Origin of the sequence: Mogibacterium timidum ATCC 33093, assembly GCF_000525775.1 — a bacterium.
Classification (GTDB): domain Bacteria; phylum Bacillota; class Clostridia; order Peptostreptococcales; family Anaerovoracaceae; genus Mogibacterium; species Mogibacterium timidum.
In genome coordinates, this window is the sequence record NZ_JALU01000004.1 from 171,727 (window position 1) to 189,381 (window position 17,655).

15 protein-coding genes and 1 other annotated feature are annotated in these 17,655 nt (G+C 48.1%); all 15 genes read left to right on the plus strand.

Features of this window, described 5'->3' with window-relative positions; genetic code table 11:
* Positions 1-831, plus strand: a complete 831-nt coding sequence (gene thyA, locus HMPREF0581_RS01735) for a thymidylate synthase (RefSeq protein WP_036379766.1) — start codon at positions 1-3, stop codon at positions 829-831.
* Positions 832-999: 168 nt separating this feature from the next.
* Positions 1,000-1,491 carry a dihydrofolate reductase gene (locus tag HMPREF0581_RS01740; protein ID WP_242835182.1) on the plus strand — a complete coding sequence of 164 codons (492 nt, stop codon included), beginning with the start codon at positions 1,000-1,002 and terminating at the stop codon, positions 1,489-1,491.
* 184 nt (positions 1,492-1,675) lie between these two features.
* The gene (gene rlmB / locus HMPREF0581_RS01745; RefSeq protein ID WP_242835183.1) at positions 1,676-2,764 is read left to right on the plus strand and encodes a 23S rRNA (guanosine(2251)-2'-O)-methyltransferase RlmB; all 1,089 of its coding nucleotides are present in this window, start codon (positions 1,676-1,678) and stop codon (positions 2,762-2,764) included.
* Between the two features lie 223 nt (positions 2,765-2,987).
* The gene (gene rpmG, locus HMPREF0581_RS01750; RefSeq protein ID WP_009643586.1) at positions 2,988-3,137 is read left to right on the plus strand and encodes a 50S ribosomal protein L33; all 150 of its coding nucleotides are present in this window, start codon (positions 2,988-2,990) and stop codon (positions 3,135-3,137) included.
* Positions 3,138-3,150: 13 nt separating this feature from the next.
* Complete coding sequence (secE, locus tag HMPREF0581_RS01755; protein ID WP_009643595.1) at positions 3,151-3,435, plus strand: preprotein translocase subunit SecE; 285 nt, start codon at positions 3,151-3,153, stop codon at positions 3,433-3,435.
* A gap of 17 nt (positions 3,436-3,452) precedes the next feature.
* A complete protein-coding gene (nusG, locus tag HMPREF0581_RS01760; RefSeq protein ID WP_009643573.1) occupies positions 3,453-4,046 on the plus strand; it encodes a transcription termination/antitermination protein NusG in 594 nt (197 codons plus the stop codon).
* 34 nt (positions 4,047-4,080) lie between these two features.
* A complete protein-coding gene (gene rplK / locus HMPREF0581_RS01765; protein WP_009643571.1) occupies positions 4,081-4,506 on the plus strand; it encodes a 50S ribosomal protein L11 in 426 nt (141 codons plus the stop codon).
* A gap of 51 nt (positions 4,507-4,557) precedes the next feature.
* Entirely contained in the window at positions 4,558-5,253 is a 696-nt protein-coding gene (rplA, locus tag HMPREF0581_RS01770) for a 50S ribosomal protein L1 (RefSeq protein WP_036379771.1), read from the plus strand.
* 13 nt (positions 5,254-5,266) lie between these two features.
* Positions 5,267-5,379 (plus strand) — a sequence feature (ribosomal protein L10 leader region).
* Positions 5,380-5,450: 71 nt separating this feature from the next.
* Positions 5,451-5,969 carry a 50S ribosomal protein L10 gene (rplJ, locus tag HMPREF0581_RS01775; RefSeq protein ID WP_036379774.1) on the plus strand — a complete coding sequence of 173 codons (519 nt, stop codon included), beginning with the start codon at positions 5,451-5,453 and terminating at the stop codon, positions 5,967-5,969.
* 93 nt (positions 5,970-6,062) lie between these two features.
* On the plus strand, positions 6,063-6,428 hold the full coding sequence (gene rplL / locus HMPREF0581_RS01780) for a 50S ribosomal protein L7/L12 (RefSeq protein WP_036379776.1): 366 nt from the start codon (positions 6,063-6,065) through the stop codon (positions 6,426-6,428).
* 314 nt (positions 6,429-6,742) lie between these two features.
* Entirely contained in the window at positions 6,743-10,570 is a 3,828-nt protein-coding gene (rpoB, locus tag HMPREF0581_RS01785) for a DNA-directed RNA polymerase subunit beta (RefSeq protein ID WP_036379777.1), read from the plus strand.
* A 13-nt stretch (positions 10,571-10,583) separates the two neighbouring features.
* Positions 10,584-14,213, plus strand: a complete 3,630-nt coding sequence (gene rpoC / locus HMPREF0581_RS01790) for a DNA-directed RNA polymerase subunit beta' (protein WP_009643600.1) — start codon at positions 10,584-10,586, stop codon at positions 14,211-14,213.
* Positions 14,214-14,382: 169 nt separating this feature from the next.
* Positions 14,383-14,796, plus strand: coding sequence for a 30S ribosomal protein S12 (rpsL, locus tag HMPREF0581_RS01795; RefSeq protein WP_009643583.1), 414 nt, complete (start codon positions 14,383-14,385; stop codon positions 14,794-14,796).
* Between the two features lie 99 nt (positions 14,797-14,895).
* Positions 14,896-15,366 carry a 30S ribosomal protein S7 gene (rpsG, locus tag HMPREF0581_RS01800; RefSeq protein WP_009643582.1) on the plus strand — a complete coding sequence of 157 codons (471 nt, stop codon included), beginning with the start codon at positions 14,896-14,898 and terminating at the stop codon, positions 15,364-15,366.
* A 51-nt stretch (positions 15,367-15,417) separates the two neighbouring features.
* Positions 15,418-17,487 carry an elongation factor G gene (gene fusA, locus HMPREF0581_RS01805; RefSeq protein ID WP_009643572.1) on the plus strand — a complete coding sequence of 690 codons (2,070 nt, stop codon included), beginning with the start codon at positions 15,418-15,420 and terminating at the stop codon, positions 17,485-17,487.
* Positions 17,488-17,655 lie beyond the last annotated feature (168 nt).

The window sequence follows — 17,655 nt, forward strand, 5'->3', positions numbered from 1 at the left end:
GTGAGTAAGGCGGATAAGCTGTTTGTTAAGATGTGCGAGGATATAATTGCACATGGTTTCAGCACAGAAGGTCAGAAGGTTAGGCCTCACTGGCCGGACGGAACACCTGCGCACACAATCAAGAATTTTGGCGTGGTGAATAGGTATAATTTGCAGGATGAATTTCCGGCGCTTACCGTGAGACCTACGGCAATTAAGCTCGCTTTTGACGAGCTGCTCTGGATATGGCAGAAGAAGTCGAACAGGATTTCGGATCTCGGCAGCCGCATCTGGGATGAGTGGGCAGGCGAGGACGGAACTATAGGCAAGGCATACGGCTATCAGCTTGGGGTAAAGTACAAATTCAAGCAAGGCGAGATGGATCAGGTTGACAATATACTCTGGCTGCTGAAAAACGACCGCTATTCTAGAAGGATCATGGCCAACATGTATAATTTTGCGGATCTCTCGGAGATGAACCTCGAGCCTTGCGCATACAGCATGACCTTTAACGTAAAGGGCGATACGCTGAACGCCATTCTGAACCAGCGCTCGCAGGATATTTTGACTGCAAATAACTGGAATGTAGTCCAGTACTCTCTGCTTCTGATGATGTTCGCTAATGTCAGCGAACTCAAGGCCGGAGAGCTGGTGCACGTGATTTCAGATGCGCACATCTATGATAGACATGTCGATATCATAAAAGATCTGATTACTCGTCCGCAGTATCCGGCGCCTAAGGTGACGCTAAATCCTGATGTGAAGAACTTCTATGATTTCACAGTAGATGACCTGATCATCGAGGATTACCGGAAAAATCCACAGGTGAAGAATATTCCTGTGGCAATTTAAGCGTGTAAATCTATTCGGAAGCCGATTAAACGGCGATAAACAAATTAACCACATAACTTGAGGCATCGGCAATGCCCGAATTGAGCGGTGATAAGGAGCGCCGTTTTTCGACTTGTTCGACTTGAGATAATAGTGATGGTCAAACTAAACGATAATAAACTGAAATGAATGATGAATCTAATAGTAGCTGTTGATGAAAAATGGGGTATCGGTTGCAACAACGGCTTGCTCGCATCTATTCCGGGCGACATGCAGTATTTTAAGGAAAAGACGACTGACGGAGTCGTGGTGATGGGTCGTAGGACGCTCGAGAGTCTTCCTAAGCAGAGAGGGCTGGCGAAACGTGTCAACTATGTGCTTACTTCCAATAGAGAATTTTCGGCTGAGAGATGCATTGCGGTGCACAGCGAGGAGGAGCTGTTTAAGGAGCTTGAGCGATACGACCGGGAGCATATATTCATCATCGGTGGTGAGAGCATCTACAAGAAGCTTTATAGGTATTGCGATAAATGTTTTGTAACCAAGATGCATGCGGATTTGCATGCCGACAAATTCATGGTTAACCTCGATGAGGACAGTGATTTCAAAGAGACGTGGAAGAGTGAGATGCATAGAGAGAACGGCATAGACTATGAGTTCACTTTGTATGAGAGAGTCTAAAGCCGGATTATTTCAAACATGCAGGTTATCCGCAAGGCTCTTAGAGTTTATCTGAATCCGTATCCGATGACCAATTACTCGGATTACCCGAAGCCCCCCCATGTGGTGAAACCGTCTATCTGTATGGAGATATCGGTACAATTCTAATTAGGCGAACAATTATTTAGAAGGACGTGAATCAATAATGGCAAGATCAGATAAAAAGAAAACCGGTGCTCATGGTAAGAATAGGCGCGATGCCCACGGGGTATACCGGAGGCGTGCAGAGCGTGGTAAGGCTGCATTTAGATCATATGATGGAAAGGCGGGAGATGAATTTCGAGGAGACTCGCGCAGCTGTTCTTCAAGAGCGAAGCGTAGTGACGGTAATGCAAATAGCTATGGCAGTTCGCAGCGTAGAGGTAATATGAGCAGTTATGATAGCTCGCAGCGCAGCAGAAATTCAAGCAGCCGCCTGCGCGATACATATAGAAACATATCTAATGTCAACGAATGGGAGAGCCGTGGCGACAGCTTTGCTGAGGAGCAGAGGACTCCGGCCGCTAATCTTATAGCCGGCCGCAATCCCGTTATGGAAGCAATCAAGAGCGGCAGAGAGATTGAGAGAATCTATATGGCTGCCGGAGCCGAAGGTTCAGTCGTGAAGATTAGAGCCATGGCAAAGGATGCAGGCATAGTAGTGGATACAGTCCCAAGAATCGTACTGGATCGTATGGCGCACGGTGAAAAGCACCAAGGTTTAGCTGCAGAGATTTCCGCGTATTCATACTCGACAGTCGAGAAAATCCTGAAGCGCGCAGATGAAAGCGAGGAACCACCGTTCATACTTGTGCTGGACGAAATATCCGATCCGCACAACCTGGGCGCGATTATCAGAACTGCCGAGTGTGCCGATGCTCATGGAGTTATAATCCCCAAGCGCAATGCCTGTGGTCTTACAAGTACTGTTGCGAAGACGTCGGCCGGGGCACTGGAGCGCATGCCGGTTGCCAGAGCAACCAACATAGGCCGGACTATCGAGGACCTGCAGCGACAAGGTGTTTGGGTAGCAGCTGTAGATATGAACGGAAAAGCTTATTATGAGACTGAAGGTGTGATGAAGGGTGCGATAGCGCTAGTGATCGGAAATGAAGGGAAGGGTATCAGCAGACTCGTCAGAGAGAAGTGCGACCTGTCAATTTCGATTCCGATGAAGGGGAGCATCAATTCGCTCAACGCATCTAATGCGGCAGCTATTATTATGTATGCTGTCAGACGCAGCAGGGATTGTTAGCTGATTATAGACGGGAGTTGTACAGCATGAAATATCAAGTAGAATACTTTAAATGCTGTCAATGCTGTCAATATCAAGTAAAATACTTGACATTGACAGTTGCTCAGCGTATTATTATAAGGCTACTTTATGAATTCACGACAGAGCTTGCATGGCGGGCTCTGACTTTTGAGTTGAGAGAAGCAATTAGCTTACATATATATTTGCAAAGGAGGTCATCACCTTGAGAAATAAGATTACATTGGCGTGCACAGAGTGCAAGCAGAGGAACTACAACACAACTAAGAACAAGAAGAACAATCCTGACAGAATTGAGCTTATGAAGTATTGTAAGTTCTGTGGCAAGGAAACTCTTCACAAGGAGACTAAGTAGTCGAGGGAACATCATGGCAAACAACAATGAAAAAGTATCCAGAGGTGGTAACGAAACTCAGTCGGAGAAGAATACTAATAGACCTGAACAGCGCAAGTCGCGTGGAGGTATCATTGGATATTTCACTGGTGTTAAACAGGAGATGGCCAAGGTAGTGTGGCCGACGAGGCAAGAACTGGTTAAGGACACAGTAGTTGTGTTCGGTGTGTGCATTTTCTTCTCCCTTCTTTTCTGGGGGATGGACACAGGCTTTCTGGCTGTCCTCAAGAAGCTTCTCGGAATCACACTCTCGAAATAGGCTAGAAGGAGACACACATGACAGAGAAGACCGACAACTTGAATACGGGCGGCACAACGCTGTCACCACTTGAAGGCGAAGGTCTGCGTGGAGATGGTACCGCTAAGTGGTACGTGATCCATACGTATTCTGGTTATGAAAACAAAGTTAAGACGAACATTGAGAAGATGGTAGAGTATAGAGGAATGCAGGACCTCATCCTTGAGGTCGCAATTCCCACAGAGGATAGAGTTGAGATAAAAAATGGCCAGCGCAAGGTCAAGACTAGAAAGCTCTACCCGGGCTACGTAGTAATTAAGATGATCGTTAATAACGAGACCTGGTACCTCGTGCGTAACACAGAGGGGGTTACGGGATTCGTAGGTCACGGTTCGGATCCTATTCCGCTAACCAAGGAAGAAGTGGTTAGGATGGGTGTTGAGAAGATGCGTATCGACCTGGATGTCGAGATTGGCGATACAATCCGCATTATCGGCGGCCCTTTCGAGGGTCAGATGGGTATCGTAGAGGATATCAGTCCCGACAAGCAGATTGTAAGGGCTAAGGTGTCGATGTTCGGTAGAGATACACCTGTAGAGCTTGAGTTCTCGCAGGTGGGAAAACTTAACTAACTGAGAACCACAGTCTCAGAGAAAGGAGAATAAGATGGCAAAAAAGATCGACGGCTATATTAAGCTTCAGATCCCTGCGGGAGGCGCAACACCTGCACCACCGGTTGGTCCGGCCCTAGGTCAGAAGAGCGTTAACATCATGGACTTCTGTAAGCAGTTCAATGCTAAGACTCAGGATCAGCAGGGGATGATCATTCCGGTTGTGATTACGGTTTACAGCGACAGATCATTCACATTCGTGTGCAAGACTCCGCCGGCAGCAGTGCTTATCAAGAAGGCAGCCGGTATTGATAAGGCATCGGGCGAACCTAACAAGACCAAGGTAGCTTCGATTACTTACGCACAGGCAGAGGAGATTGCGAAGACTAAGCTGCAGGATCTCAATGCAGCTACACTTGAGGCAGCTACTGACATGATCAAGGGAACAGCTCGCAGCATGGGAGTCACCGTAACAGAGTAACCGGTGGGAGACGTTTGTTGAGAAGCGTCGTTAGAACCACAAGGAGGAAATATGGCTAAGAAAAGTAAAAGATACAGCGCAATCACGGAGTCTTTCGATAAGTCGCAGGCTTATGATGTTGCAGAGGCTGTAAAGAACGTTAAAAGCTTTGCAAATGCAAAGTTTGATGAGACTGTTGAGATGCACATTCGTCTCGGTGTAGACGGAAGACACGCAGACCAGCAGGTTAGAGGCGCAACCGTACTTCCGCACGGAACAGGTAAGAGCAAGAAAGTTCTTGTTTTTGCTAAGGGCGCTAAGGCTGAAGAAGCTCAGGCGGCCGGCGCAGATTACGTAGGCGCAGAGGATCTCGCAGAAAAGATCCAGAAGGAGAACTGGTTCGACTTTGATTCAGTAGTTGCTACACCGGACATGATGGGCGTTGTAGGACGTCTCGGTAAGGTTCTCGGTCCTAAGGGACTTATGCCAAACCCTAAGTCGGGTACTGTAACGATGGATGTACAGAAGGCGCTCGAAGAGATCAAAGCAGGTAAAGTTGAGTACCGTCTTGACAAGGCTAACATTATCCATGTGATCATCGGCAAGTGCTCATTCACCGAGGCGCAGCTTGCAGATAACGCTAATGCTCTGATTCAGGTTGTTGCAAAGGCTAAGCCTGCAGCTGCTAAGGGTCAATATTTCAAGAGCGTTACTATTGCATCGACAATGGGTCCCGGAGTTAAGATCAGCACAGCATCCCTAAGCTAATAGTCGGCCGGTGTTAATAATCGAATATCAACCGTAGACAGTGGGAGCGAAAGCTTAATTTCCCACCGAGGTACAAACATAAATTTGTTCCCCGCTGTCTCGCAGCGGGGTTATTTGTACCGTACTTGGTATTGACACACAAGACCGAATAGGTAAACCACAAATATGGACACAAAGTGTTCAGGAAAGGAGACCAAATGTCTGTAGAAGCAAAGAACGCAAAGCAGCTGATTGTCGACGAGATTAAAGAAAAATTTGAAAAATCCATATCAGTTGTAGTTGTAGACTATCTTGGAATTACGGTAGCTGAAGCTGACGAACTAAGAAGAACTCTTAGAGAGAACGGTGTAAGCCTAACTGTATATAAGAATACACTTGTAAAGCGTGCAATCGCCGGAACAGAGTACGAAGCTCTTGGCGATGCACTCAAGGGATCCAGTGCATTCGCATTCTGTGAAGAGGATGCTACAGCAGCTGCCAGACTTCTCAAGAAGGCAATGAAGCAGTACAACAAGATGTCATTTAAGGGCGGATTCGTTGATGGTTCAGTATATGACGCTAAGCAGGTTGAAACACTTGCAGATATCCCATCAAGAGAAGAGCTTATCGCACGTTTCATGGGAAGCATTCAGTCGCCTATCTCACAGCTTGTTAGAACATTCAAGGCAATTGCTGATGAGGGCGAAGCACCGGCAGGAGAGACTGCTGAGGCATAAGCTGAAAATAGCAACAAACATTTAGACATTTCGTCGAAGTATCGACATATCGAGGCTGAGATATCAGCAAATTTAGACAAAAGGAGAAATAAAATGGATAAGAATCAGATCATTGAAGCCCTAAAGGGTATGACCATTCTTGAGATCAACGAGCTCGTTCAGGCTTGCGAAGAGGAGTTCGGAGTATCTGCAGCTGCAGCTGTAGTTGCAGCACCGGCTGCCGGTGGAGCAGACGCTGCTGAGGAGCAAACAGAGTTCACAGTAGTTCTTGCAGGTGTCGGTGACCAGAAGATCAAGGTTATTAAGGCTGTAAGAGAAGCTACCGGTCTTGGACTTAAGGAAGCTAAGGAGCTTGTTGACGGAGCACCTGCTAACATTAAGGAGAACATTGATGCTACTGAAGCTAACGCTCTCAAGGAAGCACTTGAGGCGGTTGGAGCTACAGTAGAGCTTAAATAATCGAATAACACAATAATAGGGATTGGGCTCCTGGTTACGGGAGCCCAATTCTTGCTATTTAATGAAGCTTGAAAAGTGCCTACACAAATTACAAAATAAAACTACACGCCAAGAGGGCTCGGGAGTTCACAGCGTGATTGCCGGATAAGCTATCGGCGCCTGTGTGTTTTTTGTAGTTTTCCGACTCTAAAGTATCGAAATATTACAAAAAATACATAATATGCCCGTTAGAGAGCTTGAATAATTTACAACCTTGCACTATAATAATAAGTTGCTATGGAGACGTTTTTTCTTATATAACAAGGAGTGATAACATGCCAAAACCTGTAAAAGTTGGAAGGAAAGAACGTATGACTTTCGCCAAAATCAACGAAGTTTGCGAGATGCCGAACCTCATTGATATTCAGACTAAGTCATACAAGTGGTTTGTCGAAGAAGGACTGGCCGAAGTTCTGGAAGATGTATCTCCGATCAGGGACACCACCAATACTTTGAGCCTGGAGTTCGCGGACTACTCCTTCTCAGATACACCTAAGTACGATCAGGAGGAATGCAAAGAGCGTGATGCCACCTACGCTACATCTCTGACGGTCAAGGTAAGATTGATAAACAGGGAAACTCTCGAAATCAAGGAACAAGATGTTTTCATGGGAGACTTCCCATTGATGACAGAAAAAGGCACATTCATATACAACGGTGCGGAGCGAGCTATCGTAACACAGCTTGTAAGATCTCCGGGACCGTATTTTGAGTTTGATACAGATAAGTCGAACAATAAGCTCTATTCTTCGACTATTATTCCTAACAGAGGTGCTTGGCTCGAGTATGAGACAGACTCTGCAGGCGTTCTGTATGTAAGAGTTGATAGAACCAGAAAGCTTCCGCTCACGTCGTTCCTGAGAGCGATGGGGATGAGCTCAAACGACGAGATCCTCGAAACCTTTGGCGAGAATCCCGCTCTACTAAGAACCTTTGAGAAGGACAGCACCAAGAATGCAGATGACGGTGTCAAAGAGATTTACAAGAGACTTAGACCCGGAGATCCTCCAACGGTTGAGAATGCCAGATCTATGGTTAATTCGCTCCTGTTTGATTCCCGCAGATACGATCTCGCAAAGGTTGGTAGATACAAGTACAATAAGAAGCTGGGTATCCACAACAGACTGGTTGAAACGACAGCTGCTCAATCCATCATCGATCCGGCTACGGGGGAGGTTCTCGTTGAGAAGGACGAGTTCATCTCACGCAAGAGAGCCATGGAGATTGAGGATGCCGGCGTCGCTTTTGCATACGTATACAGCAAGACTGAGGATGATGAGATAGTTAAGGTTATCGGTAACAATTTCGTTGACCCGACCAAGTATATCGACCTCAATCTCGCTCCGTACAAACTCTCCGAGAAGGTTTACTACCCGGTTCTCATGGAAATAATCGAGCAGGCTGCCGGAGATGAGGATGCGCTCAAGACTGCAATCGCATCTCGCAAGAATGAACTCTCGCCAAAGCACATTATTCACGACGATATCGTTGCGTCTGTGAGCTACTTTCTCAACCTGACATATGATATCGGTGAGACGGATGACATCGACCACCTCGGCAACCGCAGACTCAGATCTGTCGGAGAACTGTTGCAGAATCAGTTCCGTATTGGATTTGCAAGGATGGAGAGATCGGTCAGGGAGAGAATGACAACTGAGAACGCAACCCCTCAGCAGCTCATCAATATCAGACCTGTAACTGCAGCAGTCAAGGAATTCTTTGGCAGCTCTCAGCTGTCACAGTTTATGGATCAGAACAACCCTCTTGCAGAGCTGACTCACAAGAGAAGGCTTTCCGCACTTGGACCCGGCGGCCTATCCAGAGAGAGAGCCGGATTCGAGGTGCGCGATGTTCACTATACACATTACGGCAGAATGTGCCCTGTTGAGACACCGGAAGGCCCTAACATCGGGCTTATCGGTTCTCTCACAACATACGGCATCATCAACGAGTATGGCTTCATCGAGACTCCATACCGCAGGGTTGACAAGGCTACAGGTATTGTAACCGAGCAGGTTGATTATCTGTCCGCAGACGACGAGGAGCTCATGATAGTGGCTCAGGCCAACGAACCGCTTGATACTGAAGGCCATTTTGTAAATAACAAGGTAGCTGTAAGAGGCATCAAGGGAGAGATTACTCTTGCAAAAAGATCTGATGTCGACTACATGGACGTTTCTCCTAAGCAGGTAGTGTCCGTTGCGACAGCTATGATTCCGTTCCTTGAGAACGACGACGCTAACCGTGCTCTGATGGGCTCCAACATGCAGAGACAGGCTGTGCCGTTGCTCGTGACAGAGGCTCCGTACGTTGGAACAGGGATCGAGTACAAGGCTGCTTGTGACTCCGGCGCGGTATTGCTGGCCAAGGCAGCCGGTACAATCGAGTTCATAGATGCACAGTACATAAGAGTTCGCAGAGATGACAACGGCGAGCTTGATGAGTACAAGCTGCTCAAGTTCAAGAGATCCAACCAGGGAACATGCATCAACCAGAGGCCGATCGTTGCTCACGGCGAGCATGTTGAGGCAGGCGAGGTTCTGGCAGATGGACCTTCCACCAACATGGGAGAGATTTCCCTCGGTAAGAACCTGCTTATCGGATTCATGACATGGGAAGGATACAACTACGAGGATGCTATCATTCTCAATGAGCGACTGCTCATGGACGACGTTCTAACATCGCTGCATATTGTTAAGTACGAGTGCGAGGCTCGTGACACTAAGCTTGGGCCGGAGGAAATCACCAGAGATATCCCTAACCTCAGTGAAGAGGCTCTCAAGGAACTCGATGAGGACGGAATTATCAGAATTGGTGCAGAAGTCAAGTCCTCGGATATCCTTGTTGGAAAACTGACACCTAAGAGCGAGACAGATCTGACTGCGGAGGTTAGAATGCTGCGCGCTATCTTCGGTGAAAAGTCCAAGGAAGTAAGAGATACTTCTCTCAAGGTTCCTCACGGTGAGACGGGTATCGTCATCGACGTAAGAGAATTTACAAGAGAGAACAGTTCAGAGCTTCCGCCGGGAGTAAACAAGATCGTAAGAGTTTACATAGTTACAAAGAGGAAGATCAACGTCGGAGATAAGATGGCGGGTCGTCACGGTAACAAGGGTGTAATTTCCAGAATCCTACCCGAGGAGGATATGCCATTCAAGGAAGATGGTGAGACTTTGCAGGTAATGCTTAACCCACTGGGAGTACCTTCCCGAATGAATGTCGGACAGGTGCTCGAGGTTCATCTGGGGCTCGCCGCTAAGACTAAGGGCTGGTACATCTCGACTCCCGTCTTCGATGGAGCAAGCGAGACTGACGTAATCAATCTCCTTGATGAGTGCGGATATCCCAAGACGGGCAAGCTCAACTTGAGAGACGGCAGAACCGGTGAGTATTTCGATAGCCCGGTAACTGTCGGATACATGTACATGCTCAAGCTGCACCACCTTGTAGACGACAAGATTCACGCCAGAAGCACAGGTCCTTACTCGCTGGTAACCCAGCAACCGCTCGGTGGTAAGGCTCAGTTCGGCGGTCAGAGATTTGGAGAGATGGAGGTGTGGGCTCTCGAGGCTTATGGAGCTGCTTATACACTCCAGGAGATTCTGACTGTTAAGTCCGACGATATCATTGGACGTGTCAAGACCTACGAAGCGATCGTAAAGGGTAAGAATATTCCTAAGCCGGGAATTCCTGAGTCCTTCAAGGTGCTCATCAAGGAGCTTCAGGCATTGGCACTTGACGTTAGAGTGATGTCCGGTGACAACAGGGAAATTAAGCTCAAGGATACATCCGAGTACGATGAGCCTGCCTCAGTAGATCGTATGCTGAAGGAAGCTGACAGGCGTACAGAGGCTATGCAGGAGCGTGAGCGCGAACAAGAAGAGGAGATGCTTGCTAAGCAGGCACAGGAAGACGTCTACGATGATGCTGATGAGGCAGATGACGCTGATGACGAGCCGGATCTGAGCATTCTGGATAAGTTAACTGCAGTACTTGATGCAGACACAGAGGATGTACCTGAGGTATCGGATGACGATGATGAGCCGGAAATGGTAAGTCTTGACGAGATAATCGGTACAAGCGACGAAGCTATTGATGAGTAAATAAGGGGGAAGCATGACTAAAAACGATAACAATCAAGATCTTAGAAATTTTGAATCCCTGCAGATCAAGTTGGCTTCAACAGAGAAGATGCTTGAGTGGTCTCACGGCGAGGTGACTAAGCCGGAGACTATCAACTACAGAACTCTCAAGCCTGAACGGGACGGACTCTTCTGCGAGAAGATCTTCGGGCCGACTAAGGACTGGGTATGCTCCTGTGGTAAATATAACAAGATTCGCTTTAAGGGCATTGTGTGCCCTTATTGCGGAGTTGAGGTAACGAAGTCCAAGGTTAGAAGAGAGAGAATGGGACACATTCAGCTCGTTAGTCCTGTATCTCATATCTGGTACTTCAAGGGAATTCCTTCAAGAATCGGCCTCGTGCTCGATATCACTCCTAAGCAGCTCGAGAGAGTGCTGTATTTTGCAGCATATATCGTAACTGACCCGGGAGAGACTCCGTTCGAGTACAAACAGATAATCGAAGAAAACCAGTATAATGAAGCTCGCGAGATTTACGGCAAGAATTTTGAGGCAGCGATGGGAGCTGAGGCAATCAAAAAGCTTCTCGAAAATATTGATGTAGACGAGGAGACCGAAGTTCTCCGTGAGCAGCTCAAGAAGGCTACCGGACAGAAGAGAATCCGTCTGGTTAAGAGGCTTGAGGTGATCGAGGCTCTCAAGCAGTCCGGAAACAGACCCGAGTGGATGATTCTCGATGTAGTTCCGGTAATCCCGCCGGATCTGAGACCTATGGTGCAGCTTGAAGGTGGCAGATTTGCTACATCCGACCTCAACGACCTATATAGAAGAGTTATTAACAGAAACAACAGACTCAAGAAGCTGCTCGAGCTTGGAGCTCCTGATATAATCGTCAGAAACGAGAAGAGAATGCTGCAGGAGTCGGTTGACTCTCTGATTGACAACGGCAGAAGAGGAAGGGCCGTGACAGGTGCTGCGGGCAGACAGCTCAAGTCGTTGTCCGACATGCTCAAGGGTAAGCAGGGACGTTTCCGTCAGAATCTGCTCGGTAAGCGTGTTGACTATTCGGGCCGTTCCGTAATCGTAGTAGGACCTGAGCTCAAGTTCTACCAGTGCGGTCTGCCTAAGACAATGGCTCTAGAGCTGTTCAAGCCCTTCATCATGAAGGAGCTGGTACAGCAGGAGTATGCACATAACATCAAGAGCGCCAAGACAATGGTCGAGAAGATGAAGCCCGAGGTATGGGATGTTCTCGACTATGTAATCAAGGATCATCCTGTGCTGCTCAACCGTGCTCCTACACTGCACAGACTGGGAATTCAGGCCTTCGAGCCGGTTCTGGTAGAGGGCAAGGCTATTAAGCTCCACCCGCTCGTTTGTACGGCGTTTAACGCCGATTTCGACGGAGACCAGATGGCTGTCCACGTACCTCTATCCGTAGAGGCACAGGCAGAGGCCAGATTCCTCATGCTGTCTGTCAACAACATCCTGGCGCCTAAGGATGGATCACCGATCACAATCCCTACTCAGGATATGATACTCGGAAGCTACTACCTCACACACGAGGGTACGGAGAATCGTAATCTGGAGAACGAGAAGGGTGATGGCAAGTGCTTTACAGACATCGATGAGATGCTCATGGCTTACCAGAACCACACGGTTGGTATCCACGCTAAGGTCAAGGTTAGAAGACGTGCGTTCCCTGGAGACCCGGGCAAGCTGGTAGAGTCTACCGTAGGCAGATTCATCTTCAACCAGGGACTTCCTCAGGATATGGGCTTTGTAAATAGAGAAGAGGATCCATATTCGCTGGAGGTGGACTTCCTCTGCGATAAGAAGAAGCTCGGTGTTATCATCGACAAGTGCTTCAAGAAACACGGCAACACAAGGACAGTTCTGATGCTCGACTACGTTAAGGGCATTGGATACAAATATTCCACCAAGGCTGCTGTTACTATCAGCGTTTCCGATATGGAGATTCCGGAGGAGAAGGCTGAAATCGTTGCAGCTGCCGATAAGCAGGTGGATAAGTTCGAGGCGGCATACAGACGGGGTCTGATGACGGACAAGGAGCGTTACGATAGAATCATCAGGACGTGGAAGGACGCAACCGACAATGTTGCTGATGCTCTGATGGATTCCCTCGGATCCCTCAACAACCTGTTTATCATGGCTAACTCCGGAGCCAGAGGTAATAAATCTCAGATCAGCCAGGTCGGCGGCATGAGAGGCTTGATGGCTAATGCCACAGGTCACACGGTAGAGATTCCTATCAAGGCCAACTTCCGCGAAGGACTATCGATTCTGGAGTACTTCATTTCATCCAACGGTGCGCGTAAGGGACTTGCGGACACAGCGCTGCGTACAGCGGATTCTGGATATCTGACAAGGAGGCTTGTAGATATCTCGCACAGTGTAATCGTTACAGAGGACGACTGCGGATCGGATGAGGGTGTTAAGATACAGGCATTTACAGATGGCAAGGAAGTAATCGAGCCGTTGGCACAGAGGATTGCAGGCAGATACATCACTGAGGATGTTGTTCATCCTGAGACAGGTGAAAGCCTGGCGAAGGCAGGAGATTTCATTCAGGACAATGTTGCCGAGGCAATCGAAGCTGCCGGAGTTGAAGCTGTCAAGATCAGATCTGTCATGACTTGTAAGGCTGAGCGTGGAGTTTGCGCTAAGTGCTACGGCAGGAACCTCGCAACGGGAACTGCAGTGCTCCCGGGTGAGACAGTTGGCATCATTGCTGCTCAGTCGATAGGTGAGCCGGGTACTCAGCTGACAATGCGAACGTTCCACACCGGAGGTGTAGCCGGCAGCGATATCACACAGGGTCTTCCAAGAGTCGAGGAGCTGTTCGAGGCCAGAAAGCCTAAGGGACTTGCTGAGATCTGCGAGGGAGACGGAGATGTTGTATCCATCGAGCCTACAGATGACAACAGAACAAGCGTTGTTGTCAGAGAGAAGGATGGGGATCATGAGTACATCATTCCTTACGGCTCAAGACTTAACGTCAAGGTTGGTGATAAGGTCAAAGCCGGCGGGCAGATTACAAAGGGACCGCTTGATCCTCATGATGTAATGAGAATCCTCGGCGTACAGGGAGTATATGAGTACTTGCTGCGCGAGGTTCAGAGAGTATACAGACAGCAGGGTGTAGATATCAACGACAAGCATGTTGAAGTTATTGCATCTCAGATGCTGTCCAAGTACAAGATTGAGAAGGCCGGGGATACCAACCTCCTGCCGGGCAGCATGTACAGCATCAACGAGATCAACAAGGCTAACGCGGCAATTGATCCGGAGAACAGCGAGCCTGCTACATATGAGCGCCAGTTACTTGGCATCACTAAGGCAGCTCTTGCTACAAGCTCGTTCCTATCTGCCGCATCCTTCCAGGAGACTACTCGTGTCCTGACAGACGCTGCAGTTAAGGGTAAGACTGACCACCTGGACGGACTCAAGGAGAACGTCATGATTGGTAAGCTGATCCCCGCCGGAACAGGTATGAAGCGTTACGGAGCAGTTGACGTAGATTACGGTGAAAATGAGCCTCTGATGCAGTCGAGCTTTGATGGTGAGAACATGGTTTTAAAGATGCCGTCAGCTAACCTTAAGCCTCAGTCCGGCGTGCTGTACGACGGCATTGAGGAGTAATACGGAGCTCTAAGAGCTGTAAATCGTACAAATTCATAATGTACAGCCGATGCATTGACAATTCAGTGCATCGGCTGTTATACTATACAGGTTCAATATACTGCGCGGGGGCTGTCCAATCAGCCACTGCGGGTTTGAATGAGTAAATTTTATAAGAAAGGAGACAATAATGCCTACTATTAACCAATTAGTTCGTCAGGGCAGAAAGAGTGCAGTTAAGAAGTCAGGTTCACCGGCTCTTGGCAAGAACATGAACAACCTTAAGAAGACCCTTACTGACGTAAATTCACCTCAGAAGAGGGGAGTCTGCGTTGCAGTTAAGACTGTAACTCCTAAGAAGCCTAACTCAGCACTGAGAAAAGTTGCGAGAGTTCGTTTGACTAACGGTATCGAAGTAACAGCATATATCCCTGGAATCGGTCACAACCTACAGGAGCACAGTGTTGTACTTATCAGAGGCGGAAGAGTTAAGGACCTCCCGGGTGTAAGATATCACATCGTTAGAGGAACACTTGACGCTGCCGGCGTATCGGGTCGTGGTCAGAGACGTTCCAAGTATGGAGCAAAGAGACCTAAGAAGTAATTGATTTCGGGATATTGTCCTTAATATATGATATTAAGGCGCACACGGCCAGCGACAGAAACAGGCCGAGTACCCCGTGGACTTAAGGAGGGAAGAGAAGTGCCAAGAAAAGGTAACGTACCAAAGAGAGAAGTACTTCCGGATCCAGTATACGGTAGCGTAGTGGTTTCAAAGCTGATCAACAGCATTATGCTGGACGGGAAGAAGGGCGTAGCCCAGGCAATCGTTTACGATGCATTTGACCAGATCAAGGAATCCACAGGCGAGGAACCGCTGGAAGTATTTGAGAAGGCAATGAGCAACATCATGCCTGTACTAGAAGTTAAAGCAAGAAGAGTCGGCGGTGCAAACTATCAGGTTCCTATCGAGGTTAGACCTGAGAGAAGACAGACTCTAGCCCTGCGTTGGCTCACAAAGTTCACAAGACTTAGAGGTGAGAGAACCATGGCTGAGAGATTAGCTCACGAGCTTATGGACGCTTCCAACAACACAGGTGCATCTGTGAAGAGAAAGGAAGACACTCATAAGATGGCTGAGGCTAATAAGGCGTTTGCACACTACAGGTGGTAATCAGAGATGACACACCTGATAGAAATGAGATAATAGCAGGAAGGAGGATTTATGGCTAGACAATTTACTCTAGAAAATACCAGAAATATTGGAATCATGGCTCATATCGATGCCGGAAAGACAACAACGACTGAGAGAATCCTTTATTACACAGGAAAGACTCATAAGATCGGTGAGACTCATGATGGTGCTGCTACCATGGACTATATGGCTCAGGAGCAGGAGCGTGGTATTACAATTACCTCTGCTGCTACTACCGCTCAATGGAAGGGCACAAGAATCAACATTATCGATACGCCGGGACACGTAGACTTTACTGTAGAGGTAGAGAGATCGCTGCGTGTACTCGATGGTGCGGTAATGGTATTGAGTGCTAAGGAGGGCGTTGAGCCTCAGTCCGAAACAGTATGGAGACAGGCTGAGAAGTATGGCGTACCAAGGATGATCTTCGTCAATAAGATGGACATTCTCGGTGCAAATTTCTTCCACGTACTCGATACTATTCACGATAGACTGAGAGCTAATGCGGTTCCTGTACAGATTCCTATCGGATCCGAGAACATGTTCGAAGGAATCATCGACCTCGTCACAATGAAGGCTGAGGTTTACGACAAGAATGATGCAACAGGTAAGGAGTTCGACATAGTTGATATCCCTGACAATATGATGGGAGAGGCACAGGCTTGGCATGACAAGATGGTTGAGGCTGTCGCAGAGCTCGATGAGGAGCTGACTATGAAGTACCTCGAGGGAGAGGAGATATCCAACGAGGAGCTCAAGGCCGTCATCAGAAGAGAAACGATCGCAGGAAATATTTTCCCTGTATTCTGCGGATCTGCATACAAGAACAAGGGTGTTCAGATGATGCTGGATGGCGTTGTGGATTACATGCCGGCACCGACAGACATTCCTTCTATTGGCGGTGTTAACCCCGACACAGATGAAGAGGATGTTAGACATTCGAGCGATAAGGAGCCGTTCTCGGCGCTTGCGTTCAAGATTGTAGCAGACCCATACGTAGGAAAACTCGCGTTCTTCAGAGTTTACTCCGGAACACTTGAGACGGGTTCGTACGTATACAATGCGACTAAGGGTAAGCGTGAGAGAATCGGAAGAATCCTTCAGATGCACGCTAACCACAGAGAGGAAATCGAGAAGGTTTACGCCGGAGATATTGCTGCAGCTGTAGGTCTCAAGCAGACTACAACAGGAGATACGCTCTGTGATGAGAAGAAACCGATCATCCTCGAATCTATGGAATTCCCGGATCCGGTAATCGAGATTGCTATTGAGCCTAAGACCAAGGCCGGTCAGGAGAAGATGGGTATTGCTCTCTCCAAGCTGGCTGAGGAAGATCCAACCTTCAGAACATACACTAACCCGGATACCGGACAGACTATCATCGCCGGAATGGGTGAGCTTCATCTCGAGATTATCGTTGATAGACTTCTCAGAGAGTTCAAGGTAGAGGCAAACGTAGGCAAGCCGATGGTATCCTACAAGGAGACGATTACCGCTGAGGTTGATGAGGATTACAAGCACAAGAAACAGTCCGGTGGTTCCGGTCAGTACGGACACGTTAAGTTCAGACTATACCCAAGAGAGGCAGGTTCCGGCTTCGAGTTCAAGAACTCCGTCACAGGCGGTGCTATTCCTAAGGAGTACATCCCGAAGATTGAGGAGGGAATGATCGCAGCAATGCAGAACGGACCTGTCGCAGGCTACCAGATTGTAGACGTTGGGGTGGACCTGTACGACGGTTCTTACCACGAGGTGGACTCGTCAGAGATGGCGTTTAAAATTGCAGCCACCATGGGCTTCAAGGAAGCGTGCAAGAAGGCAAAGCCGGTGCTGCTCGAGCCGATTTTCAAGGTAGAGGTTACTGTGCCTGAAAACAACATGGGTGACATCATCGGAGATATCAGTGCCAGACGAGGATCTATCGAAGGCTCTGACATCAACAACGGAGCAGCTATCGTAAGAGGTTTCGTCCCGCTATCCGAGATGTTCGGATACGCTACAGACTTGCGTTCCAAGACACAGGGACGTGGTGTGTACGTAATGCAGTTCGACCACTTCGACAAGCTTCCGGAGAGCTTGAAGGAGAAGGTTACAAAATAATCTATAATCTCGCATGAGGTTACTCGGGCGGAAATATGAAGTTTTACAACAAATTATTGCAAATAATTCTAAATAGGAGAAATTATCATGGCAAAGCAGAAGTATGAGAGAACCAAGCCGCATATCAACATTGGTACAATCGGCCACGTTGACCACGGCAAGACAACT